Consider the following 22,252-nt stretch of genomic DNA (forward strand, 5'->3'; position numbering starts at 1 on the left):
CGGACCCCCACGTGTGCCTCCCACCACGCGGGGGTCCGTTTCCGTGGCCGGGGAGCATCCCAACTCCCCAGCCCGCGCAGCTAACCGGTGGCCGTCACCCCCCGGCCCGCAGCGCGCCGCGGAAGTTCCGTGGGCCAGTGGGCGAGCGCCGCCGTCGCCGCGTACCAGGCGACCGCTCCCGCCGCCACGGCGAACCAGCCGCCCACCTTCGCCAGACCGCCGGTGTCGGCGAACCGTGCGATGGCGAGCAGCACCAGAGAGACGAAGAACAGACCGTAGGTGCCCTGGCCGAGGACATCGCCGCCGGCGAGCGTCAACGTCAGGGCCACGAGGGCGAACAGGAGCAGGAAGAGTCCCGCGCCGTTGGCGGACACCTGGCTTCCCGCCGAGACGGCCCAGGTGAACCAGAGGGCGCCAAGTGCGCCGTAGGCCGTACCGGTCGCGGTGTCGCGATCGCGGAAGGCCAGCAGTCCGGCGACGAACAGCGCGACGCCGCCCACATAGTGAGCGAGTGTCACCGCGTCGTTCGCCGTCACTCCGTTGATGACTTCGGTGTACCCGAGGCCGAAGGCCAGCAGGGTCACACCGAGGGCGAGTCGGCCGAGGATGGTGGTCGTGGTGCTTCCCGCAGAGACGTCGTTGGCCACGGCAAGCTCCCTTCATGCCTGCGCAGTTGTGCGGTGACCGGTATATGCCCTTCACAAGGGCACAAACACCTCTGCGTGCCGGTATTTTCGCGGAAACGTACGCGCCGTGAAGAGAAGGGGAGTCAGCGGAGGGAGCCGGCTAGGGGATGACGACGACCGGCCGCTGCGCGCGCTTGGCGAGCCGGCCCGCCACCGAGCCGAACAGGCGCCCCACGAGCCCGTGCGTGGAGCCCACGACGATCGCGTCCGCCTCGTACTCCTTGCCGACCTCTTCGAGTTCGTGGCAGATGTCGCCGCCGCGCTCGACGAGGATCCACGGCACCTCCGCCAGGTACTCCGCGCAGGCGAGTTCGAGGCCGAGGACCTCGGTGCGGTGGTCCGGCACGTCCACGAAGACGGGGGGCTCACACCCCGCCCACACCGTGGTGGGCAGCCGGTTGGCGACGTGGACGATGATCAGGCCCGAGTGGGTGCGATGCGCCATGCCGATCGCATAGGCGAGGGCACGTTCGCTGGAGGTGGACCCGTCGAAGCCGACGACGACGCCGTGCTTGAACGCCGGATCGCAGGGATGGCGTGACTCTTCCGCCGCCAGGGGATCGGCCGCCGTGGGGTCGGCGAGCGGTCGCTTGCGGTCCGCGGGTTCGAAGAATTCGTGACCGGCCATGGCTGTCTCGGCGAGGTGATCCTTTGTCGGGGACGACAGTCTGCGGCGAAGCTGTGTCCGGGAATGGTCTTCCCGTCCCCATACCCCCAAGGGTACGGCGGCACGCCTCCTTAGCCCAGATCCCGCGCACTCTCCGTGGCGGTTCCCCGGAGCATGCACGAGCCACGCCCGTAACGCAATGGTTGCTGCCCCGTACAGGCGGTATGTGCGGGATTCACTTTCCGCGACGGGTGGGAACACGGTAGCGGAGGGCGCCGGCGGCCGGCCGCGGCGAGCCCGCCCCTGTGCCGCACAGTGACCGACCCCTGGAACACGCGTTGATCCCGGGGAGCCGCCGCAGTAGGGAGCACGCCGTGTCCGGACCTCGTACCGTTCCCGACCGAGGCCTGCCTCCCCCGCGGGACAGCGCGTCGGACACCGGGCAGGACACCGCGACGCCCGGGGCCGCCACGGGCGACACCGCGGGCGAGGTGGTGCGCTGGGCCGCCTTCGCCTCCGCCCTCGTCCCCCTGGTCCTGCTCTGGTACGGCACGTCGTTCGCCGGCGCCGCCGGCACCGGCCTGGGTCTCGCGGCCGTCACCGGCGCCTGTGGCGTACTGCTGCGCCGCTGCGAGCGCGCGGCGGCCCGGCTCCGCGCCGAGGAACGCGCTGCGCACCACGGCCGCCACCACAGGACGGAACCCGGGGCACACCGGGGCGGTCGGGACCCGGGCGGAACGGCACCGGTCGGCTGACCGGTTTTTGCGCACGCAGGCGCATCTTTTCAGCCAACTTCTCGAATCTGTGCATTCTCCGGCCGAAGCACCCCCCACCCCCCGTTCCACCTGCAAGGAAAGGGCCTCGGCGACCCCGCGCACCCTACGGGGATTGGCCACCACGACGAGGCGCACTTCCCTGCACGCTCCCCGAGTGCAACGCTTCGTGATCGAATGCTTCACGCCAAGTTGCCATGTCGACAATGTGCCGGGTGATGAACTGGCCAACACGGCACGGCGGGACGCAGTAGATTCGATCTTGACTGTCTTACGGCGGGGGACTCGTGCAGGACCGAGGGGAAACGTGCAGGAGCGACACAACCGAGGAGCCGCGACCACCGAGGGGGGCTTAGCAGTATGAGCCACGACTCCACTGCCGCGCCGGAAACGGCGGCCCGGAAGCTTTCCGGGCGACGCCGCAAGGAGATCGTCGCGGTGCTGCTGTTCAGCGGCGGCCCCATCTTCGAGAGTTCCATACCGTTGTCGGTGTTCGGGGTTGACCGCCAGGACGCCGGCGTACCGCGCTACCGACTGCTGGTGTGCGGGGGCGAGGACGGCCCCCTGCGGACCACCGGGGGCCTGGAACTCACCACGCCGAACGGCCTGGAGGCGATCTCACGGGCGGGCACGGTCGTCGTGCCGGCCTGGCGCTCGATCACCTCGCCGCCGCCGGCGGAGGCGCTCGACGCGCTGCGCCGTGCGCACGAGGAGGGGGCCCGCATCGTGGGCCTGTGCACCGGGGCGTTCGTACTCGCCGCGGCCGGCCTGCTGGACGGCCGGCCGGCGACCACGCACTGGATGTACGCGCCGACGCTGGCCAAGCGCTATCCGTCGGTGCACGTGGATCCCAGAGAGCTGTTCGTCGACGACGGCGACGTGCTGACGTCGGCGGGCACGGCGGCCGGAATCGACCTGTGCCTGCACATCGTGCGCTCGGACCACGGCAACGAGGCGGCGGGCGCGCTGGCCCGGCGGCTGGTGGTCCCGCCTCGCCGGAGCGGAGGCCAGGAACGCTACCTGGACCGCTCTTTACCGGAGGAGATCGGCGCCGACCCGCTCGCCGAGGTCGTCGCCTGGGCGCTGGAGCACCTCCACGAGCAGTTCGACGTGGAGACGCTGGCCGCGCGGGCGTACATGAGCCGGCGTACGTTCGACCGCCGCTTCCGTTCCCTGACCGGGAGCGCGCCGCTGCAGTGGCTGATCACCCAGCGGGTGCTCCAGGCGCAGCGGCTGCTGGAGACGTCCGACTACTCGGTCGACGAGGTGGCGGGCCGCTGCGGCTTCCGCTCCCCCGTGGCGCTGCGCGGCCACTTCCGGCGGCAGCTGGGTTCGTCCCCGGCGGCGTACCGGGCGGCCTACCGGGCACGGCGTCCGCAGAACGAGCGGCAGGGCGACGGCGACCTCGCCTCGGGAACGGCCGGCATGCCGGGCGGCCCGGGACCGCACTCCGCGGCGCCCCCGGCCGGCCCCGTGTCGCCGCTGCCCTCCTTCCACCCGGAGAGCCAGGTTCCTCACCAGTCCCGCCGCACCGCGGCGGCGCTGTCGGTGAGCGTTCCGGGCCAGCGCGGCGGCTCCTGACCCGCGACGGGCGGGCGGACGGACCTCCGGGTCCCGTCCACCCGCCCGTGCTGGCAGCGGCCGCTGTCGGACTAGGTCGCCGCACGGTCGGTCCGGGTCGCGGCGGGGCGCCGTAAGGTGAGACACATGAACGATCGCATGGTGTGGATCGACTGCGAGATGACCGGCCTCTCGCTGTCCGACGACGCGCTCATCGAGGTGGCCGCCCTCGTCACCGACTCCGAGCTGAACGTACTCGGCGAGGGAGTCGACATCGTCGTCCGGCCGCCGGACTCGGCGCTGGAGACGATGCCGGAGGTGGTGCGTGAGATGCACACCGCGTCCGGCCTGCTCGCCGAGCTGGCCGGCGGCACGACGCTCAAGGACGCCGAGGAGCAGGTCCTGGCCTACGTGCGGGAGCACGTGAAGGAGCCCGGCAAGGCCCCGCTGTGCGGAAACTCGGTCGGCACCGACCGCGGCTTCCTGCTGCGCGACATGCCGGCGCTGGAGGGCTACCTGCACTACCGGATCGTGGACGTGTCCTCGATCAAGGAGCTGGCCCGGCGCTGGTACCCGCGGGCGTACTTCAACAGCCCGGAGAAGAACGGCAACCACCGCGCCCTGGCCGACATCCGCGAGTCCATCGCGGAGTTGCGCTACTACCGCGAGGCCGTCTTCGTCCCGCAGCCCGGCCCCGACTCCGACACCGCCAAGGCGATCGCGGCGAAGCACGTCCTGCCTGCTCAGAAGGTCTAGCGGGGTCCCTCGAAGGGGCGCCGCGAAACCTGTGCGCGAGCACCCCTTCGGACCCTGTAGACTTCTTCTCGGCCGGTCGGGGAAACCGCAGAATCCCTGTGACCGGTCATGGTGGGTGTAGCTCAGCTGGTAGAGCACCTGGTTGTGGTCCAGGATGCCGCGGGTTCGAGTCCCGTCACTCACCCTCCTCGAAGAGGCCGATGACCTGCAACAACAAGGTCATCGGCCTCTTTCGTTCTCCTCATGCACAGCCGTGACGCCCGATGGCGGTAATATCAGCCGACTTTCCGGGGGGACGCGACGGCTGGGAGCCGGGTCGTCATGGACGACATCGCCCACCCCTCGGGCTTCTCGGAGGGGCATCCTTGTTCCGCAATGCCGTTGTGCACCACCGTGGTGCGAGACCCGCCGGTATCGTCGTCACCGCATTCGCTGCCCTACTGGCCGGTACCGGTCCGCTGGCACCCGGCGTCGCCTCCGCGGCGCCTGCCGTACCTCAGGAGACCGTCGTCCCGGCGGCCCTGCGCAACACCTACACCTCGGCCTCGCTCTATGCCGCCAACACCCTGACCGGCGCGGACGGCGCCGGCAGCCAGGGTTTCTTCCACCAGCTCGAGGGCTACTCCGGTCTCGTCTGGTCGCGTTACGGCGGCGGCGCGCCGGTCCCTGTACCGAAACCGGAAGGCTCGTACTTCAAGGAAGCGACGGGCAGCGACGTACTCGCGTACCGCTACCCCGACCGGGTGGAGTTGTGGGACGCCTCCGACGGGACGACCCGTACGGTGCACGTCCCCGAGGGGCAGAGCGTGCTCTCCGTCTACGGCACCACCGTCGTCACCTTTCGCAACTCCGCCACCGGGGACGGGACATCCACCCGGGTCATGCATCTGCTGACCAGCGGCCCTGACGGAACCACCCGCGACGTGCCGGTCGTCGGCGCGCCGGAGGACATGGTGCTCGGCCAGCCGCACGGGGCCGACGCGACCAGCGTGCTGTTCCAGAGCCGGCAGAGGGACGGCACGGACCGGATGGTCCTCGTCGACCGGGAGACGGGCCGGGTCCAGGGCTGGACGCAGCGGCTGCCCAGCGGCTACTACCGGGCGAGGATCTCCCCCGACCACATCGTGGTGTACAGCTCCACCGCGTCCACCGTGCTGGTGCTGCCCCGCTCCGACGTGTCGGCGACGCCGGTCGAGGTCGCGCTGGACAGTGGCTTCTCCAAACCGGGCCACGAACTGGCCCTCGTCGGCGACTGGTTGGTCTACCGCCCCGGTGCCATCACCACCCTCAAGGCGACGCCGGTCGCGGGCGGGCAGTCCATCGCCGTGGTCACGGGGTCGGGCACCGGCCTGGTGGCCGCCCCCGACGGCACGGCCCTCGCCATCGGCCGCACGTCGGCCACCCTCGACGACCGCGGCATCCAGCACATCCGCCCCGGCGACGACAGCGCGCCCGTCGTCACCACGGTCAGGCCACTGCCCCGGCCGGTCGTCCCGGTCGAGGGGCTCGTCCTGAGTCAGGGCAGGCTCGTCGACGCCGAGATGGCGAACGGCCGCCGCACCCCCTACGTCCGGAACGTGGCCGCGACCGGCACCCCCGAGTACGGCGAGCACACCCGCCTGACCCCGACATCCGATGTGGTCATGGACGACTGCCCGGTCGCAGACCCCGGCTGCGCGTCGGTCTTCGACGTCGGCGACGGGCGCATCGCCTGGATCGAGCGCCGGAGCGGCGGATCGGACCTGCTCCGGGTCCACGGCCCCGGCAAGTACGACTACTACCAGCGCAGCGTGCCGGCCGGCGGACGGATCACCGACGTCTCGGGCAGGTACCTGATCCACACCACCCCCGAAAAGCAGTCCGTCTACCGCCTGGACGACGACGTCCTTCTGACGCGCAGCCCCAGCGCCGCCGCCGTCTGGGAGAACCGGCTCTGGACGCCCGCTGCCACGCCGGGCGGCGTCTCGGCGCTCGACCTCGTCTCGAAGAAGGCGGTCGAGACCGTCGACACCGGCGCGAGCTGTGTTCCGCAGGAGTTGCAGGCCGTGGGCCGCTGGCTGTACTGGAGCTGCGGCGCCGACGGGCCCGCCGGGGTGTACGACCGTACGAACAAGACCGCGGTGGCCGTCCCTTCCGGGGAGGCGCTGCTCGGCGACGGCTACGTCGTCACCCACGACCGGCAGGCCGGGAAGCTGAACCTCACCACGGTGAGCTCCGGTTCTCCCAGCACCCGGGTCATCGGCGAACTGCCCGACACCGGGACCTCGCAGCGCCACGTCCGCTGGACCGTGGACAGGTACAGCGGCAACGTCGCGTACATGGACGCGCAGGAACGCATCCACCTCGTGCCGTCCGGGGGCACCACCACCCAGTCCCTGATCACCCTGCGGGAGGCGGAGGCCACATCCGTCAACGCCGAATGGCCCGCGGATCGCGCGGGCATGCGCGGGACGGCGGTCTTCGACGGCGTGTTCTCCAAGCCGGTCGCGTCCTGGACGCTCGTGGTCCGGGACAAGAACACCAACCGGGTGGTCGACCGGCGCCAGGGCGGCGACACCCGCGGGCGGCTCGACGTGCAGTGGACGGGCATGGACCCGGCCAAGAAGTACAAGACCCCGCTGCCGAACGGCCGGTACACCTGGGAGCTCACCGCGAACCCGGCGGACGGCCAGGGGGCGGCGCTGCGCCGCCAGGGGACGGTCCGGCTCCTCCGCGGTCAGCCCGTCCCGCGCGACTACGCGGGGTCCGGGGCGTCGCCCGACGCGATCGCGGACCTGCTGACGCTCGACTCGCACGGGACCCTCACGTTTCACCACGGGAACGGCGCCGGGAAGTTCTCCGGCAAGACGTCGGGGCGCGGCTGGCCCACCTCAGTGGTCGCCGTGCCCTTCGGGGACCTGAACAAGGACAAGTGCAACGACGTCCTCGTACGGATGGCGAACGGATCGCTGCGGGCGTACCGGCCCGCATGCGGAAAACCGCTCACGCCTTCGACCCCGTACCGGACGCTGAGCGGCGGCACCGGCTGGAAGGCCTACGACATACTCACCGCGCCCGGGGACCTCACCGGCGACGGGCTGACCGACCTGCTGGCGCGGAAGGCGTCGACGGGCGCGATGTACCTCTTCGCGGCGAAGCCGGACGGCACGCTGGCGGCCGGGAAGAAGATCGCCTCGGGCTGGGGCTCGTACACGAAGATCGTCGGAGTCGGCGACCTGAACGGCGACGGCCTCGGGGACGTGCTGGCACGGCACAAGAACGGCACTCTGTACCGGTACTACGGGACGAAGGGCGGGCTGTCGACGAAACGGGTCAAGCTGTTCTCGAAGTGGGGTGCCTCGTACAACGCGGTCGTCGGCGTCGGCGACATCACCTCGGACGGGAGGCCCGACCTGGTGGCGCGCGACACCTCGGGGAACCTGTGGCTCCAGAAGGGCGACGGCCGGGGCTCGTTCGGGGCCCGCACAAAGATCGCGACGGGCTGGAAGGGCTACAAGGGACTGTTCTGAACCGGGCTCGGGACGGGGGCACACGACGACCGTGGTGTGCCCCCACGGACGGGCCGCAGTCGTGCCCGCCCGGCCGTTCAGGGCCGGGCGGGTGGGTTTCGCAGAGCCTTCGCGATCACGTCGTGGATGAGGTGTTCGCCAGGGGCTCGGTTCTCCCTGAGCCGGGGAAGGTCGTCCGGGCCGAACCAGTCGTAGGCGGTGTGCTCGGACCATTCCAGGGCGGGGTGATTCAGGTCGCCGTCGACTTCGACGAGATAGTCGGCCTCCCGTCTCATGCCGCTGCCGTCGTCCCCGGTCCATGCGGTGATCCCGAGCAGGCGCCGCACCCGGCGCAGGCGCCAGCCGGTCTCTTCCTCGACTTCGCGGGCGAGGGCGTCCAGCAAGGACTCGCCGGGCTCGACGTGGCCGCCGACGATGTCCCAGCAGTCGGGGAAGAGCCGCCGGTCCGGGCCGCGCCTCTGGGCGAAGGCCCGGCCGTCGCGGTCGAGGATGACCGCTCCGGCCGCCCAGACCTCCCCGCCGGCGGGGACCGGGATCTCGACTCCGCTGTCCACGGCCACCTTGTGCTGCTCTTCCGGCATGGCCTCACTGTAGGGCGGGCACGCTGCCGTCTCCTCACTCCCGGCTCCGTCGGGTGCGACGGGAACGACGTGTTGGAGGCAGAGAGCTGATATCCATCGGCTCTCCGGACCGGAAGCCGCTACTCTCCGGCCATGAACCGACGCCGGCGCAAGAAGCTCTCCCGGCATCTCGTCGACGCGGCCATGCTGGGTCACACCGCCCGCGCGGAGGCGCTGTTGCGGCTCGGGGCCGATCCGGAGCGAGCGGACAGGGAGGGCACCACTCCGCTCTATGCGGCGTCCGTGCAAGGGGATGCCGAGACGGTCCGGCTGATTCTCGCGGCCGGGGCCCGTCCGGACACCGAGAGCGGGCGTGGGTCGGAGGGCACGCCCCTGTGCGCGGCCGCCTGCTGGGGGCACACCGAGACCGTGCGCGAACTGCTGGCGCACGGCGCCGATCCGAATCTCCGTGAGGATCACGGCACGGGCCGTACGCCCCTGGAGTGGGCGGTGGCCGATTCCCATGCCGAGACCGTCGCCCTTCTCGTCGCGGCGGGAGCCACCCACCGCGGCGAACCAGGGCCGGGGGCCGTTACGACGACGCCCGCACCACCAGTTCCGTAGGCAGCACGAGTTGCCTGCGTTCCAGCCCGCGGGACACCGCCGGGCGGCGGTCGGCGATCTCGTTCAGCAGGAGGTCGATCATCGCGCGGCCCATCTCCTCGATGGGCTGGCGGACGCTGCTGAGGGGCGGGTCCATGTGGCGGGCTATGGCGGAGTCGTCGTAGCCGACAAGGGCCACGTCGTCGGGGATGCGGCGGCCCTCCTCGCGCAGCACCTGGCGGGCGCCGGCGGCCGTGACGTCGGAGGCGGCGAAGACGGCGTCCAGGTCGGGGCGGTGGGCCAGCAGGCGCGTCATCGCGCGGCGGCCGCCGCCCTCGGTGAAGTCACCCTGCGCCACGAGGAGTTCGTCCACCTCGTGGCCCGCGTCGCGCAGGGCGGCGCGGTAGCCGTCGACGCGGCGCTGGGCACCGTAGACGTCCATGTGGCCGGTGATGTGGGCGACGGTGCGGCAGCCGTGGGCCAGCAGGTGCTCCACGGCGGAGCGGGCGCCTCCGTAGTTGTCGGAGTCCACCGAGGTCAGGGTCTCGCCCGCCGACCGCGGACCGCTGATCACGGCCGGGATCTCCAACTGGGACAGCATGTCCGGCAGCGGGTCGTCGGCGTGCACCGAGACCAGCAGGACGCCGTCCACCCGGTGCGCGGCCAGGTACTGGGCCAGCCGCTGCCGCTTCTGGTCACTGCCGGCGAAGATCAGCAGCAGCTGCATCTCCGTGTCCGACAGTCCGGCTCCGACACCCCGCAGCATGTCCGAGAAGTAGGGCTCGGCGAAGAAGCGGGTCTCCGGCTCGGGCACGACGAGGGCGATCGCGTCGGTGCGGTTGGCGGCGAGGGCGCGGGCGGCCGTGTTGGGGACGTAGCCGAGTTCGGCGACCGCGGCCTCGACCGCGGCCCGGGTGGCGTCGCTGACCCGGGGCGAGCCGTTGATCACCCGTGAGACGGTGCCCCGGCCGACGCCGGCCCGCGCGGCGACCTCTTCGAGGGTCGGCCGACCGCCGCTCCGGCCCCGCGCTCCGTGGGCTGTCATTGGCTCCGCCTTTCCGCCGTCGAAACCGCCTTGGCCTGGAATGTAACAGTCTCCCGAGAACGCACGCCGTGCCCGGGGCCGCCGCGGCGGCCTCCGGGGAAGGAGCGGCTCCGCATGTCCGGGACGCGAACCTCACTCTCCCGCGTTAGCTAACAGGCCGATAACTGAACGCATTTGTCCTCGCTCACACCCTTGACACCCCCGCTCGAACCCGCGACTCTTCAACACATCACTGGTGGGAGCGCTCCCACAGTACCTGACACATACACAACCCGCACGTTCCCCGCCCGAGCCGCAGCGAGTAGAAACGGGCCCAACATGCAGTTGGCCGGGGGGTCGGCACGTCAGGGCAACAGGAGGACGCAATGCGAGCACGTTTCCTCGCCCATTCTCGGCTTCGTCCGAGTGGGGGCACACCCATCGCCCGCAAGGCGGTGGTCCTGGCGGCAGCCGCGTCGCTGGGGGCCGGACTGCTGGCCGGCTGCTCCAGCGACAGCGGAGGCGAGTCCGGCTCGTCCGGCGGCGGTGGCAACGGCGGTGACAAGGTCACGATCACCTTGGGGCTCTTCGGCACCATGGGCTTCAAGGAGGCCGGCCTCTACACCGAGTACGAGAAGCTGCACTCCAACATCAGGATCCAGGAGAACGTCACCGAGCGCAATGAGAACTACTACCCGGCGCTCGTCAACCATCTGACCACCAACAGCGGCCTGATGGACGTCCAGGCCATCGAAGTCGGCAACATCGCCGAGGTCGTCGGCACCCAGGGGGCCAAGTTCGAGGACCTCTCCAAGGTCTCGGGCGTGGACAAGAGCAACTGGCTGGACTGGAAGTGGCAGCAGGCCACCACCAAGGACGACCAGACCATCGGCCTCGGCACCGACATCGGCCCGATGGCGATCTGCTACCGCAAGGACCTCTTCGAGCAGGCCGGTCTGCCCACCGACCGCGAGGAGGTCGGCAAGCTCTGGGCGGGCGACTGGAACAAGTTCGTCGCGGCGGGCGAGACGTTCAAGAAGAAGGCGCCCAGCGGCACCTACTTCATGGACTCCCCCGGCGGTCTGATCAACGCGATCCTCAGCAGTGAGAAGGAGAAGTTCTACGACGCCTCCGGCGAGGTCATCTACAAGAAGAATCCCGCCGTCAAGTCCGCCTTCAACCTGACGGCCAAGGCCGCCCAGGAGGGCCTGCTCCAGTCGCAGACGCAGTTCCAGCCGGCCTGGGACCAGACGATCGCGAACAGCAAGTTCGCCACCGTCGCCTGCCCGCCGTGGATGCTCGGCACCATCAAGGGCAAGTCGAAGCCGGACGCGGCCGGCAAGTGGGACGTGGCCGTGCCGCCGAAGGGCGGCAACTGGGGCGGTTCCTTCCTGGCCGTGCCCAAGAGCGGCAAGCATGTGAAGGAGGCGACGGACTTCATCACCTGGTTGACGGCTCCCGAGCAGCAGGCGAAGCTGTTCGCCGTCCAGGGCAGCTTCCCGAGCGCGCCGGGCGCGTACACCATGCCGGCGGTGACCGACGCGAAGAACGAGATGACCGGTGACGCGCCCATCGGCAAGATCTTCGCCGAGGCCGCCAAGTCCATCCCGGTCCAGGTGATCGGCCCGAAGGACCAGATCGTCCAGCAGGGCCTGACGGACAACGGTGTCTTCCTCGTGACGAAGGGCAAGTCGCCCGCCGACGCGTGGACGACGGCCACCAAGACCATCGACAACAACCTGGAGAAGTGACCGGTATGGCCACCCGGCACGACACCGCCGCGCCCCCCGAGGAGGGGGGCGCGGCCCCGGGCCGCCCGGCGGAGACCGACGCCGCCGACGCGGAGCACCGGCGCCGGGCACGGCAGTCCCGGCGCTGGCAGCGGGACATGCGGTGGAGCCCGTACGCGTTCGTCTCGCCGTTCTTCCTCCTGTTCGTCGCCTTCGGGCTGTTCCCGCTGATCTACACCGCGTGGGCCTCGCTGCACACGGTGGAGCTGACGGCGCCGACCGACATGGAATGGGCCGGGCTGCGCAACTACACCCGGATCTTCGACGACGAGTTCTTCTGGAACGCGGCGCGCAACACCCTGACCATCGGCATCATCTCCACGGTCCCGCAGCTGCTGATGGCGATGGGCCTGGCGCACATCCTCAACTACCGGCTGCGCGCCACGACGTTCTACCGGGTCGCGATGCTCGCGCCGTACGCGACCTCGATCGCCGCCGCCTCGCTGGTCTTCGTGCTGCTCTTCGGCCGCGACTACGGCATGATCAACTGGGTGCTGCACTCGGTCGGCTTCGACAACGTCGACTGGCAGAACGACAAGTGGCCCTCCCAGATAGCCGTCTCCACGATCATCATCTGGCGCTGGACGGGCTACAACGCGCTGATCTACCTCGCGGCGATGCAAGCCATCCCGAACGACCTGTACGAGTCGGCGGCCCTGGACGGCGCCAACCGGTTCCGGCAGTTCTTCCACGTCACCCTTCCGCAGCTGCGCCCGACCATCCTGTTCACCGCCGTGGTGTCGACCATCGGCGCCAGCCAGGTCTTCGGCGAGCCGCTGCTGTTCGACGCCAACAAGGGCGCCTCCGGCGGTGCCGAGCACCAGTTCCAGACGCTGGGTCTGTACCTGTACGAGCAGGGCTGGGTGAACCAGCACCTGGGCCGGGCCTCCGCGATCGCCTGGACGATGTTCCTGATCCTGATCGTGATCGGCGTGGTCAACTACGTCATCTCGCGCCGGCTGCGCGCCAGTAGTTAAGGAGTACCGGCCGTGACGACGACGACCCTGACCGAACCCGAGACGCCGACCGACGCGCCCCGCCGGACGCGCCGGCCCAAGGCCGCCCGCGCGGGCGGACAACTGCACGCCGGCCCGATCGCCTACGTGATCCTGGCGCTGTTCACCATCGGCTCGCTGTTCCCGCTGGTGTGGACGGCGATCGCCGCCTCCCGGAACAACAACCGGCTGGCGCAGACCCCGCCGCCCTTCTGGTTCGGCTCGAACCTGACGCACAACCTCCAGGTCGCCTGGACGGACGCCAATCTGGGCAAGGCCTTCGTCAACACCACGATCGTGGCGGGGACCTCCGCGGCGACGGTCGTGTTCCTGTCGACGATCGCCGGCTTCGCCTTCGCCAAGCTGCGCTTCAAGGGCCGGGGCGCGCTGATGCTGATCGTGATCGGCACGATGATGGTGCCGCCGCAGCTCAGCATCATCCCGCTGTACATGATGGTGGCCAAGCTGGACTGGACCGACCAGTTGCAGGCAGTGATCCTGCCGTCGCTGGTCAGCGCGTTCGGTGTGTTCTTCATGCGGCAGTACCTGCTTCAGGCGCTGCCGGACGAGATCATCGAGGCCGCCCGGGTGGACGGCGCGAGCAGTTGGCGTGTGGTGTGGCACGTGGTGTTCCCGGCGGCGCGACCCGCGATGGCCGTGCTGGGGATGCTGATGTTCGTGCAGACCTGGAACGACTTCCTGTGGCCCTTCCTGGTCCTGACCCAGACCGGCAACCCGACCGTGCAGGTCGCCCTCGCGGGCCTGGGCCGCGGCTACACCCCCGACCAGTCCCTGATCATGGCGGGCGCGCTGCTCGGCACACTGCCGCTGCTGCTCGTCTTCGCGATCTTCGGCAAGCAGATCGTGGGCGGCATCATGCAGGGCGCGGTCAAGGGCTGACGCCCGCGACCGGTCCGCACCCGCCCGCGACTGTCCTCGCGGCGCCCGCGGCCCGTCCGCGTCCGCGCGTCGGCCCGGGCCGCCGCGCACGCCCCGCCTGTCCCGGGGCCGGGTCACCGTGGTCCCGGCCCCTCGCCTTCCCGTTCCCTCTGTCCCCTCCATCCCTTTTCCCTGCTTCCCTCTGCCCACATCGATCCCTGTCCACCCTCCCCTTTCGAATCGTCGGTCTTTCACGACCACCTATGGGAGCGCTTCCATGCCTGAGTCCGCACAGCCGGTGACCCCGGTGACCTTTCCGCCCGCATTCCTCTGGGGCGCCGCGACCTCCGCGTACCAGATCGAGGGGGCGGTGCGGGAGGACGGCCGCACGCCCTCGATCTGGGACACCTTCAGCCATACCCCGGGCAAGACCGCCGGAGGTGAGACCGGTGACATCGCTGTCGACCACTACCACCGCTACCGCGACGACGTGGCCCTGATGGCGGACCTGGGCCTGAAGGCCTACCGCTTCTCCATCTCCTGGCCACGGGTGCAGCCCACCGGCCGGGGCCCCGCCGTCCAGGTGGGCCTGGACTTCTACCGCCGTCTCGTGGACGAGCTCCTGGACCACGGGATCAAGCCGGCGGTCACCCTCTACCACTGGGACCTGCCGCAGGAACTGGAGGACGCGGGCGGCTGGCCCGAGCGCGAGACCGCGCTGCGCTTCGCGGAGTACGCGCAGATCGTCGGTGAGGCGCTCGGCGACCGGGTGGAGCAGTGGATCACCCTCAACGAGCCGTGGTGCACCGCCTTCCTGGGCTACGGCTCCGGGGTGCACGCCCCGGGCCGCACCGAGCCCGCGGCCACGCTGCGCGCGGCCCACCACCTGAACCTGGCCCACGGTCTGGGCACGCAGGCGCTGAGGTCGGTGATGCCGGCCCGCAACTCGGTCGCGGTCAGCCTCAACTCCTCGGTGGTCCGCACGGTCTCGCAGGACCCCGCGGACCTGGCGGCGGCCCAGAAGATCGACGACCTGGCCAACGGGATCTTCCACGGCCCGATGCTGCACGGTGCGTACCCGGCCACGCTGCTGGAGGCGACCTCCTCCCTCACGGACTGGTCCTTCGTCCAGGACGGCGATGTGCGCACCGCCCACCAGCCGCTGGACGCGCTCGGCCTCAACTACTACACGCCGGCCCTGGTGTCGGCGGCGGACACGACGCTGGAGGGTCCGCGGGCCGACGGTCACGGGGCGAGCGAGCACTCGCCGTGGCCCGGCGCGGACGACGTGACGTTCCACCAGACGCCGGGCGACCGCACCGAGATGGGCTGGACGATCGACCCGAGCGGCCTGCACGAGCTGATCATGCGCTACTCCCGCGAGGCACCGGGGCTGGCCCTGTACGTCACCGAGAACGGCGCCGCCTACGACGACAAGGTGGACGCCGACGGCCGCGTGCACGACCCGGAGCGCGTCGCCTACCTGCACTCGCACCTGGCGGCGGTGCGCAGGGCCATCACGGACGGCGCGGACGTCCGCGGGTACTACCTGTGGTCCCTGATGGACAACTTCGAGTGGGCCTACGGGTACAGCAAGCGGTTCGGCGCGGTCTACGTCGACTACAGCACCCTCGCCCGGATCCCGAAGTCCAGCGCCCACTGGTACGGCAAGGCCGCCCGCACCGGGGAGCTGCCGTCGCCGGACGCCGTCTGACGGCCCGTCCGGCCCACAGCGCGTCCCGGCCGGCTCGGGGGTGAACCGGCCGGGGCGCTTTCCCCCCTGAGCGGCCGCACGGTGGGAGCGGTCGCTCAGGGAAGGGACCGGGTACGGCCGAGGCGTGCGGCCGATCTGCCCGGCCGGCGGCGGCGCACCGCTCCCCGGTGTCCTGAACGGACCGGGGAGCGTGCGTCGAGCTGGATCCAGATCCGCACCTCCGTGCCGCCGAGCACGGAGGAGCCGATCCGCACGTCCCCGCCGGTGGACTCCGCGAGCCTGCGCACGATGTCCAGGCCGAGTCCCGTGGAGCCGTCGTTCCCCGAACCGCGCCCGCGCAGTATCGCCGCGTCCGGGTCGGGTATACCCGGTCCGGCGTCGGAGACCAGCACGATCACCGCGTCGTCGCCGTTGTGCACGTCGACGGCGAACGCGGTGCCCTCGGCGGTGTGCCGGAAGACGTTGCCGAGCAGGGCGTCCAGCGCGGCCGCGAGGTCGGCGCGGGCCACGGGTATGCGCACCGGCCGCTCGACGCCGGCCAGCCGCCACTTGCGGCCCTCGTCCTCGGCGAGCGCCGACCAGAACTCCATCCGCTCGCGGACGACTTCGGCCGCGTCGCACCCGGCGCCCGGACCGGCGGCCGCCGTCTGCGGCTTGGCCTCCCGGGCGGTGCGGATGATCGTGTCGACCTCCCGCTCCAGCTGGGCGACCGCCGTCCGGGTCTGCTCGGCGGCGGGCCCGTCTCCGAGCGAGGCCGCGTTCAGGCGCAGCACGGTGAGCGGCGTACGCAGCCGGTGGGACAGGTCGGCCGCCAGTTCGCGTTCGTTCGCGAGCAGTTGGACGACCTGGTCGGCCATGGAGTTGAACGCGACGGCGGCGAGCCGCAGTTCGGTCGGTCCGTCCTCGGGCACCCGGGCGCCCAGCCTGCCCTCGCCCAGTTCGTGCGCGCCCTCGGCCAGCCGCTGCGCGGGCCCCACCATCCGTACGCCGAGCCGGTCGGCGACGGCGACCGAGCCGACGACGAGCGCCGCGCCCACGCCGGCGAGCACCGCCCAGGCCGTGCCCACGCCCTTGCCGACCTCGGCCTCGGGGACGTAGACCTCGACGACCGCGATGGCGCCGGAGCTCAGCGCGACCGGCTGGAGCAGCGTGGATCCGCCGGGTACGTCGGCGGTGGAGGCGCGGCCCGTCCGCCGCACGGTCGCGACGTCCTCGCCGGTGGCCCGGGCACGGCCGATCTCGACGGGAGCGGCGCCGTCGACGGCCGGTACGTGCACGGCCATCCGGGCGTCGGAGCCCGCCGAGGCGACGACCCGCTCCAACGGCTCGCGCTCGGTGGTGATGGACAGGGCGGGCGCGACCGCCGCGGCCTGGCGCTCGGCGTTGGAGAAGGCGCGGTCCCGGGCCATCTCCTGGATGACCAGGGCGAGCGGGACGGCGAAGGCGATCACGACCATCGTGGTGACCGCGAGGCAGACCTTGACCAGTGCCCATCTCATCGCGGCGGCTCCCCTCCGGGCGGCTCCAGCTTCACGCCCACACCCCGAAGGGTGTGCAGATAGCGGGGCCGGGCGGCGGTCTCGCCCAACTTCCGCCTGAGCCAGGACAGATGGACGTCTATCGTCTGGTCGTCGCCGTAGGACTGCCGCCACACCTCGGCGAGCAGCTCCTTGCGCGCCACGACCACTCCCGGCCGTCCGGCGAGGAAGGCGAGCAGGTCGAACTCGCGGCGGGTCAGGTCCAGCCGCACGCCGTCCAACTCGGCCTGGCGGCGCAGCGGGTCGACGGTCAGGCCGCCGACCCGGAGCACGGTGGACGGCGGCTGCCCGCCGGTGGCGGAGCGGGCCCGGCGCAGCACGGCGGCCATGCGCGCGGACAGGTGCTCGACGGAGAACGGCTTGGTCAGGTAGTCGTCCGCCCCGGCGTTGAGCAGCCGGACGATCTCCGCCTCGTCGTCCCGGGCGGTGGCGATGATGACGGGCACGTCGGTGATGCCGCGCAGCATCTTCAGCGCCTCGGAGCCGTCCAGATCGGGCAGTCCGAGATCCAGTACGACCAGGTCGAAGCGGAGGTGGGCGACCTCGCGCAGCGCTTCGAGCGCCGTGCCGACACTGCGCACGGTGTGCGAGGCGTCGGTCAGGTGCCGGATGAGCGCGGAGCGCACGAACGGGTCGTCCTCGACCACGAGAACACTTGCCATGCGCCGCACCGTACGCCATGCGGGCGGACCCGGCCGGGGCCTGTGGACAACCCCGCCCGGGCTCCGGCCGCCTGTGGACAACCTCACCCCGGCCGGCGTTCCCGCGACACCGTGGGGACGGGTGGGGCAGGATGGCGGCGATGCTGAGAGGACTCGTACACCTGCTGGCCTGGTCGCTCGCCACGGGCGCGGCGGCCACCCTGTCGTGGTGGGGCGTCCACACGGTGATGGCGGGCACGGCCTACGATCCGCCGCGCGCCCTGCCCATCACCGCGGCCGAGGTGGCGCCCCGTCAGGAGTCGGCACCGGCCGCCTCCCCCACCCCAACCGCTCCGCCGACCGCGTCCAGGACGCCCTCCGCCAGTCCGAGCGTGCCGTCCGGCGGACCGGCGGTGACGCCCGTCCCCTCCCGGCCGGCGCGCCCCGCGAGCAGTCCCGCCCCCTCCCCCACCGCCTCCGGCCAGGTGCGGGGTTACGACACCGAGGGGGGCCGGGTGGTCTTCGACCTCGGCGAGGTCTCGGCGAACCTGGTCTCCGCGACCCCGGGCACGAACTGGTCGATGCAGGTGTGGAAGACGGAGACCTGGATCCGCGTCGAGTTCACCTCCGGCACGGACCGGGTGTCGGTCATCTGCGCCTGGCACGACGGGCCGCCGCATGTGGAGGTCGGCAACTACTAGATCGGTGTGCGTGGTTGAGTGGGCCTGGGCCGGCCTGATCAGCGGAAGGCGTTCGGCGGCGGGGCCGGTGAGGCGACCGCCGCGGTGTCGGTGACCGGTGCGGCCCCTCCGGTGAAGTCGGTGAGGGCGCGGCCGTGTTCGACGCGGCCCGGGTGCGGGTCGGTGGCGGCCCGGCGGGTCAGTTCGGCGACCGGCAGCGGGAGGTCGCAAGCCACGAGTACCGCGTTGCCGAAGCGCTTGCCGCGCAGCACGGTCGGGTCGGCGACCAGCGCGAGTTCGGCGAACCGGGCGGCCGCGGTGGCGATCTGGCCGCGCAGATGGGCCAGCGGCGGGCCGTCGGCGAGGTTGGCGGCGTAGACACCGCCCGGCTTGAGGACCCTGCGCACCCCGTCGAGGAACTCCGTCGAGGTGAGGTGGGCGGGCGTACGGGCGCCACTGAACACGTCCGCGATGACCAGGTCGGCCCAGCCGTCCGGCACTTTGGCGAGCCCCTCGCGGGCGTCCGCCGACCGCACCCGAAGACGGGCTCCGTAATCCAACGGCAGCTCCCGACGCACCAGTTGGACGAGGGCCGCGTCCCGCTCGACCACCTGCTGGGTGGAACGGGGCCTGGTGGCGGCGACGTAGCGGGCCAGGGTGAACGCCCCTCCGCCGAGGTGTACCGCGTGGACGGGCCGGCCGGCCGGTGCGGCGAGGTCGATCACGTGCCCGAGCCGGCGCTGGTACTCGAAGGAGAGGTACGCCGGATCGTCGAGGTCGACGTAGGACTGCGGGGCGCCGTCGATCAGCAGGGTCCAGGCCCGCGCCCGCTCCCGGTCGGGTATGAGCTGTGCGAGCCCGCCGTCGACCTGTTCGGCGACGGCTTCGACGGCTCCTCGCCCGCGGCGGGGGCTCCTGGTCCTTCCCATGGGCCCATTGTCGCAAGCGGCGCGGTGTGCCACCCACAGGTGGCGGGATCCGTCGACGGGCGTCGGGCGTCCGGGCGGGGGGACGCCGGGGTCAGCAGCAGCTGTCCGCCGCCTCGATCATCCGGGCCGCCTCCCCCAGAGCCCGCCGCAGCACCGCGGGGTCCGTCGCGAGGTCGGCCTCGTCGGGCGGGACCAGCCAGTCCGAGCCCTCCACCGGCGGCTGGGGGGCCAGCCGCAGTCCCCGTCCGTCGGTCCCGGTGCAGGTGCTTCCGGGTACGTCCCAGGCCGCGGCCGTGCCCGCCGGCACCACGAAGCCGAGCGTGTCGCCCCCGTCGTCGTGCAGTACGGGACCCACCGCGTCGCCCGGCCCGCGACGCAGGATGTCGACCGCCTCGAGCCCCTGCCTGGCCGGCACCGTGACCACGTCGCACGGGGGCGGCGTACAAGGGTCGGCACTGCGCGGGGTTTCCATCCCGGCCTCCATCACGAAAATCCCTCCTCGTGAACGAGCGGGCCCGCAAGCCCGGCGGCTCCCGGCCCACGGGGTTCAACGCGGCAGGGCGTCAACGGCTACGGGCGAAGTCCGCCGTGAAGAGTGGCACTTCATGGCAGATCACGGTTGAGATATCCGGTTTGTAGCCAAACACAGCGTGTCCGGGCGGACACAGCAGGTACTTTCTTGCTCGCCGGAAACAGGGCGTCACCCGGTCGACCGGGACGACTCGGGCGGCGGGTGACGGGACGACCGGATGACTCGGGCGACTTCCCCTGGGTCCGGCATGGTTCGACGGTTCGCACGAGAGGGCCCGGCCATGACGTCGTCGACGGTGACCTCGCCTCACTCCCCCCGCCCGCCACGGCCGAATCTCGCCTTCCGGCGCCTGCGCGGACAGCGCTCGCCGGCCGAGTTCGCCGCGGCGGTACGGCGGGCCGCCCACGAGATCGGTGAGCGGGTCAGCTGTGACGCCCGCTACATCGGCCGGGTGGAGGCGGGTGAGATCCGTTGCCCCAACTACGCCTATGAACGTGTGTTCTTGCACATGTTCCCGGACCTCACCCTGACCGACCTGGGGTTCGCCCCCCGGTCGGCCGTTCGGGGACGCGCCTCGCGCGCCGTGCCCGAGGCACGGGCGGGGGACGGCCCGTACCACTCCGCCGATCCACCGGACCCGTACGACCCGCACGATCCGTACCACCCGCACGAAGTCCACGAGAACCACGAGGAGAGCGACGTGCTGCGTCGCGCATTCATGACCCGCGGGGGCGCCACGGTGGCCGCCGCCTCGCTGGGCCCCATGGGACCCGCCTTCGACGCCTGGGCCGCGGACCGCCCCGCGCGCCGCGCCGGCGCGAGCGACGCCGGCGCCGTCGAAGAGGCCGTCCGCAGGATCCGGTTGCTCGACGACCGGCACGGAGCGGACGGTCTCTACCGCCGCGCGGCCGCTCCGCTGCGCGCCGCCTACGCGCTGCTCGACGCCGGCACGACCCGGCAGACCACCGCCGACCGACTGCACTCGGGCGCGGGTGAACTGGCCATCTCGGTGGGCTGGCTGGCCCACGACTCCGGACGTTTCGACGACGCGCGCTCGCACTACGCCGAGGCACTGGCCACCGCGCGCATGACCGGTGACCCGGCCCTGGAGGCGCACGCCTTCTGCAACACCGCGTTCCTCGCACGGGACGCCGGACGGCCCCGCGAGGCGGTACGGGCGGCACAGGCCGCACAGCGCGTCGGGCGCGGGCTGGGCTCGGCGCGGCTGATGTCGCTGGTCTCGCTGCGGGAGGCGGGCGGCTGGGCCGGGCTCGCCGACCGCACCGGCTGCGAGCGGGCGCTCGCGCGGGCGCGGGCCCTGTACGACCGGGGCGCGTCGGACGCCGATCCCGAGTGGATGAGCTTCTACGGCGAGGCCGAGCTGGCGGGGCTCGAGGCGCAGTGCTGGTCCACGCTGGGCGACTGGCCGCGGGCGGCCCGGTACGCGCGGCGTGCCACGCAGCTTCAGGATCCCCACTTCACGCGGAACATCGCGCTCTACACGGCCGAGCTGGCCGACGACCTCGCGCGCGGGGGCCGGCCGGACGAGGCGGCCGCCGCCGGAATGCGGGTGCTGGACCTGCTGGACCAGGTCCAGTCGTCCCGCATCCAGTCGATACTGGCGGGAACGGCACGGGTACTGCTTCCGCACCGCCGGGCGACCGGCGTCTCCTTCTTCCTGGAAAGGCACGCGAGCGCCCCTCGGCCGGTGTGACGACCCCGGATCACCCGGCGGCCGGCTAGGCGAGGTGGCCCACGTCGTTCCAGTGTTCGAGGGCCGGTTCTCCGTATGCCCAGCCCAGCACCGACAGCGATGTGGGGTTGAGGCGGATGCGGGCCGCGAAGTCGAGCGGCAGGCCGAGCCATCGCGCGCCGATCGACCGCAGGATGTGGCCGTGGGCGAAGACCAGGACGTCGCGGTCCTCGGCGCGGGCCCAGGCCACCACCTCGTCGGCGCGGGCGGTCACCTCGGCGAGCGTCTCCCCGCGCGGGACCCCGTCGCGCCAGATCAGCCAGCCGGGCCGCTCGGCCTGGATCTCCCCGGGCGTCAGGCCCTCGTACGCGCCGTAGTCCCATTCCATCAGCGTGTCCCAGCACATCGCGCGGTCGCCGAAGTCGGCGAGCTCGCACGTCTCACGCGCGCGTACCAGCGGGCTGGTGCGGACCTCGACCCCGGGCAGGCCGTCGAAGGGCGCCCGATGGAGCCGCTCCCCGAGCAGCTTGGCGCCGAGCCGGCCCTCCTCCAGGAGGGGAACGTCGGTCCTGCCGGTGTGCCTGCCGGACAGCGACCACTCGGTCTGTCCGTGGCGGGCCAACAGGATGCGCGGTGCCATGGAGAACCTTCCGGAAAAAAGTCGGATCTTCGGACGGAATCCCTCCATCATCGCGCACGCCGTCCGGCGGCAACCCGGGGGGCGGTCTCTGCGTCTATCAGCTCCGGGGGCACCCCGAGGTGGCCACGTCGGACACCGTAAAG

20 protein-coding genes and 1 tRNA gene are annotated in these 22,252 nt (G+C 71.7%); 12 read left to right on the top strand and 9 right to left on the bottom strand.

The features are described from left to right. Positions 1–80: 80 nt before the first annotated feature. Positions 81–647 (bottom strand): GPR1/FUN34/YaaH family transporter, encoded by a 567-nt coding sequence (locus tag OIE49_RS13615; RefSeq protein ID WP_326802549.1) that lies wholly within the window; start codon positions 645–647, stop codon positions 81–83. A 139-nt stretch (positions 648–786) separates the two neighbouring features. Then, the gene (locus OIE49_RS13620) at positions 787–1,314 is read right to left on the bottom strand and encodes a universal stress protein (RefSeq protein ID WP_326802550.1); all 528 of its coding nucleotides are present in this window, start codon (positions 1,312–1,314) and stop codon (positions 787–789) included. Between the two features lie 353 nt (positions 1,315–1,667). Between OIE49_RS13620 and OIE49_RS13625 the strand changes: the two genes are divergently transcribed. From OIE49_RS13625 to OIE49_RS13645, 5 genes are all read left to right on the top strand, one after another. Further along, complete coding sequence (locus tag OIE49_RS13625) at positions 1,668–2,048, top strand: hypothetical protein (RefSeq protein ID WP_326802551.1); 381 nt, start codon at positions 1,668–1,670, stop codon at positions 2,046–2,048. Between the two features lie 378 nt (positions 2,049–2,426). Further along, positions 2,427–3,647, top strand: a complete 1,221-nt coding sequence (locus OIE49_RS13630) for a helix-turn-helix domain-containing protein (protein ID WP_326802552.1) — start codon at positions 2,427–2,429, stop codon at positions 3,645–3,647. 126 nt (positions 3,648–3,773) lie between these two features. Then, positions 3,774–4,382 (top strand): oligoribonuclease, encoded by a 609-nt coding sequence (orn, locus tag OIE49_RS13635; RefSeq protein ID WP_326802553.1) that lies wholly within the window; start codon positions 3,774–3,776, stop codon positions 4,380–4,382. A gap of 111 nt (positions 4,383–4,493) precedes the next feature. Further along, positions 4,494–4,566, top strand: a tRNA-His gene (locus OIE49_RS13640). 199 nt (positions 4,567–4,765) lie between these two features. Further along, complete coding sequence (locus OIE49_RS13645) at positions 4,766–7,891, top strand: FG-GAP repeat domain-containing protein (RefSeq protein ID WP_326802554.1); 3,126 nt, start codon at positions 4,766–4,768, stop codon at positions 7,889–7,891. 77 nt (positions 7,892–7,968) lie between these two features. Here the strand turns inward: OIE49_RS13645 and OIE49_RS13650 are convergent, their stop codons facing one another. Next, positions 7,969–8,472, bottom strand: a complete 504-nt coding sequence (locus OIE49_RS13650; protein ID WP_326802555.1) for an NUDIX hydrolase — start codon at positions 8,470–8,472, stop codon at positions 7,969–7,971. Between the two features lie 132 nt (positions 8,473–8,604). Between OIE49_RS13650 and OIE49_RS13655 the strand changes: the two genes are divergently transcribed. Continuing rightward, entirely contained in the window at positions 8,605–9,075 is a 471-nt protein-coding gene (locus OIE49_RS13655) for an ankyrin repeat domain-containing protein (RefSeq protein ID WP_326802556.1), read from the top strand. Here OIE49_RS13655 and OIE49_RS13660 read toward each other — a convergent pair. Beyond that, on the bottom strand, positions 9,044–10,099 hold the full coding sequence (locus OIE49_RS13660; RefSeq protein ID WP_326802557.1) for a LacI family DNA-binding transcriptional regulator: 1,056 nt from the start codon (positions 10,097–10,099) through the stop codon (positions 9,044–9,046). The genes OIE49_RS13655 and OIE49_RS13660 overlap by 32 nt on opposite strands. A 365-nt stretch (positions 10,100–10,464) precedes the next feature. On the opposite strand from OIE49_RS13660, the gene OIE49_RS13665 reads away from it, so the two are divergent. The 4 genes from OIE49_RS13665 to OIE49_RS13680 all read left to right on the top strand — a co-directional run bounded on the left by OIE49_RS13665 (position 10,465) and on the right by OIE49_RS13680 (position 15,456). Next, the gene (locus OIE49_RS13665; protein ID WP_326802558.1) at positions 10,465–11,829 is read left to right on the top strand and encodes an ABC transporter substrate-binding protein; all 1,365 of its coding nucleotides are present in this window, start codon (positions 10,465–10,467) and stop codon (positions 11,827–11,829) included. 5 nt (positions 11,830–11,834) lie between these two features. After that, on the top strand, positions 11,835–12,845 hold the full coding sequence (locus OIE49_RS13670; protein ID WP_100569213.1) for a carbohydrate ABC transporter permease: 1,011 nt from the start codon (positions 11,835–11,837) through the stop codon (positions 12,843–12,845). Positions 12,846–12,857: 12 nt separating this feature from the next. Further along, entirely contained in the window at positions 12,858–13,763 is a 906-nt protein-coding gene (locus OIE49_RS13675; RefSeq protein ID WP_100569214.1) for a carbohydrate ABC transporter permease, read from the top strand. Between the two features lie 256 nt (positions 13,764–14,019). Next, positions 14,020–15,456: a GH1 family beta-glucosidase gene (locus tag OIE49_RS13680; RefSeq protein ID WP_326802559.1), complete on the top strand. Its 1,437-nt coding sequence runs from the start codon at positions 14,020–14,022 to the stop codon at positions 15,454–15,456. A gap of 95 nt (positions 15,457–15,551) precedes the next feature. Here OIE49_RS13680 and OIE49_RS13685 read toward each other — a convergent pair whose 3' ends face one another. Together OIE49_RS13685 and OIE49_RS13690 are read right to left on the bottom strand one after the other, a co-directional pair. Next, entirely contained in the window at positions 15,552–16,955 is a 1,404-nt protein-coding gene (locus OIE49_RS13685; protein ID WP_326802560.1) for a sensor histidine kinase, read from the bottom strand. Then, a complete protein-coding gene (locus OIE49_RS13690; protein ID WP_100569217.1) occupies positions 16,952–17,656 on the bottom strand; it encodes a response regulator transcription factor in 705 nt (234 codons plus the stop codon). Before OIE49_RS13690 ends, OIE49_RS13685 begins: the two co-directional genes overlap by 4 nt. 140 nt (positions 17,657–17,796) lie before the next feature. Here OIE49_RS13690 and OIE49_RS13695 point away from each other — a divergent pair, with 140 nt between their 5' ends. After that, on the top strand, positions 17,797–18,336 hold the full coding sequence (locus tag OIE49_RS13695) for a hypothetical protein (protein WP_326802561.1): 540 nt from the start codon (positions 17,797–17,799) through the stop codon (positions 18,334–18,336). Positions 18,337–18,374: 38 nt separating this feature from the next. Here the strand turns inward: OIE49_RS13695 and OIE49_RS13700 are convergent, their stop codons facing one another. Together OIE49_RS13700 and OIE49_RS13705 are read right to left on the bottom strand one after the other, a co-directional pair. Continuing rightward, positions 18,375–19,244 carry a spermidine synthase gene (locus OIE49_RS13700; RefSeq protein ID WP_326802562.1) on the bottom strand — a complete coding sequence of 290 codons (870 nt, stop codon included), beginning with the start codon at positions 19,242–19,244 and terminating at the stop codon, positions 18,375–18,377. A gap of 91 nt (positions 19,245–19,335) precedes the next feature. Next, the gene (locus OIE49_RS13705; RefSeq protein ID WP_199836651.1) at positions 19,336–19,716 is read right to left on the bottom strand and encodes a hypothetical protein; all 381 of its coding nucleotides are present in this window, start codon (positions 19,714–19,716) and stop codon (positions 19,336–19,338) included. A gap of 340 nt (positions 19,717–20,056) precedes the next feature. On the opposite strand from OIE49_RS13705, the gene OIE49_RS13710 reads away from it, so the two are divergent. Next, positions 20,057–21,490: a hypothetical protein gene (locus tag OIE49_RS13710; RefSeq protein ID WP_326802563.1), complete on the top strand. Its 1,434-nt coding sequence runs from the start codon at positions 20,057–20,059 to the stop codon at positions 21,488–21,490. Between the two features lie 25 nt (positions 21,491–21,515). Here the strand turns inward: OIE49_RS13710 and OIE49_RS13715 are convergent, their stop codons facing one another. After that, positions 21,516–22,109, bottom strand: coding sequence for a histidine phosphatase family protein (locus tag OIE49_RS13715; protein ID WP_326802564.1), 594 nt, complete (start codon positions 22,107–22,109; stop codon positions 21,516–21,518). Between the last annotated feature and the right edge of the window lie 143 nt (positions 22,110–22,252).

Source organism: Streptomyces sp. NBC_01788 (genome assembly GCF_035917575.1).
GTDB lineage: Bacteria > Actinomycetota > Actinomycetes > Streptomycetales > Streptomycetaceae > Streptomyces.

Excerpts from the sequence above, each read along its gene's own strand:
- OIE49_RS13670 (WP_100569213.1), top strand. The coding sequence starts at position 11,835 with ATGGCCACCCGGCACGACACCGCCGCGCCCCCCGAGGAGGGGGGCGCG.
- OIE49_RS13650 (WP_326802555.1), bottom strand. The coding sequence starts at position 8,472 with ATGCCGGAAGAGCAGCACAAGGTGGCCGTGGACAGCGGAGTCGAGATC.
- OIE49_RS13630 (WP_326802552.1), top strand. The coding sequence starts at position 2,427 with ATGAGCCACGACTCCACTGCCGCGCCGGAAACGGCGGCCCGGAAGCTT.
- OIE49_RS13705 (WP_199836651.1), bottom strand. The coding sequence starts at position 19,716 with ATGGAAACCCCGCGCAGTGCCGACCCTTGTACGCCGCCCCCGTGCGAC.
- orn (WP_326802553.1), top strand. The coding sequence starts at position 3,774 with ATGAACGATCGCATGGTGTGGATCGACTGCGAGATGACCGGCCTCTCG.
- OIE49_RS13655 (WP_326802556.1), top strand. The coding sequence starts at position 8,605 with ATGAACCGACGCCGGCGCAAGAAGCTCTCCCGGCATCTCGTCGACGCG.
- OIE49_RS13685 (WP_326802560.1), bottom strand. The coding sequence starts at position 16,955 with ATGAGATGGGCACTGGTCAAGGTCTGCCTCGCGGTCACCACGATGGTC.
- OIE49_RS13690 (WP_100569217.1), bottom strand. The coding sequence starts at position 17,656 with ATGGCAAGTGTTCTCGTGGTCGAGGACGACCCGTTCGTGCGCTCCGCG.
- OIE49_RS13665 (WP_326802558.1), top strand. The coding sequence starts at position 10,465 with ATGCGAGCACGTTTCCTCGCCCATTCTCGGCTTCGTCCGAGTGGGGGC.
- OIE49_RS13710 (WP_326802563.1), top strand. The coding sequence starts at position 20,057 with ATGACGTCGTCGACGGTGACCTCGCCTCACTCCCCCCGCCCGCCACGG.
- OIE49_RS13680 (WP_326802559.1), top strand. The coding sequence starts at position 14,020 with ATGCCTGAGTCCGCACAGCCGGTGACCCCGGTGACCTTTCCGCCCGCA.
- OIE49_RS13700 (WP_326802562.1), bottom strand. The coding sequence starts at position 19,244 with ATGGGAAGGACCAGGAGCCCCCGCCGCGGGCGAGGAGCCGTCGAAGCC.
- OIE49_RS13620 (WP_326802550.1), bottom strand. The coding sequence starts at position 1,314 with ATGGCCGGTCACGAATTCTTCGAACCCGCGGACCGCAAGCGACCGCTC.
- OIE49_RS13660 (WP_326802557.1), bottom strand. The coding sequence starts at position 10,099 with ATGACAGCCCACGGAGCGCGGGGCCGGAGCGGCGGTCGGCCGACCCTC.
- OIE49_RS13695 (WP_326802561.1), top strand. The coding sequence starts at position 17,797 with ATGCTGAGAGGACTCGTACACCTGCTGGCCTGGTCGCTCGCCACGGGC.
- OIE49_RS13715 (WP_326802564.1), bottom strand. The coding sequence starts at position 22,109 with ATGGCACCGCGCATCCTGTTGGCCCGCCACGGACAGACCGAGTGGTCG.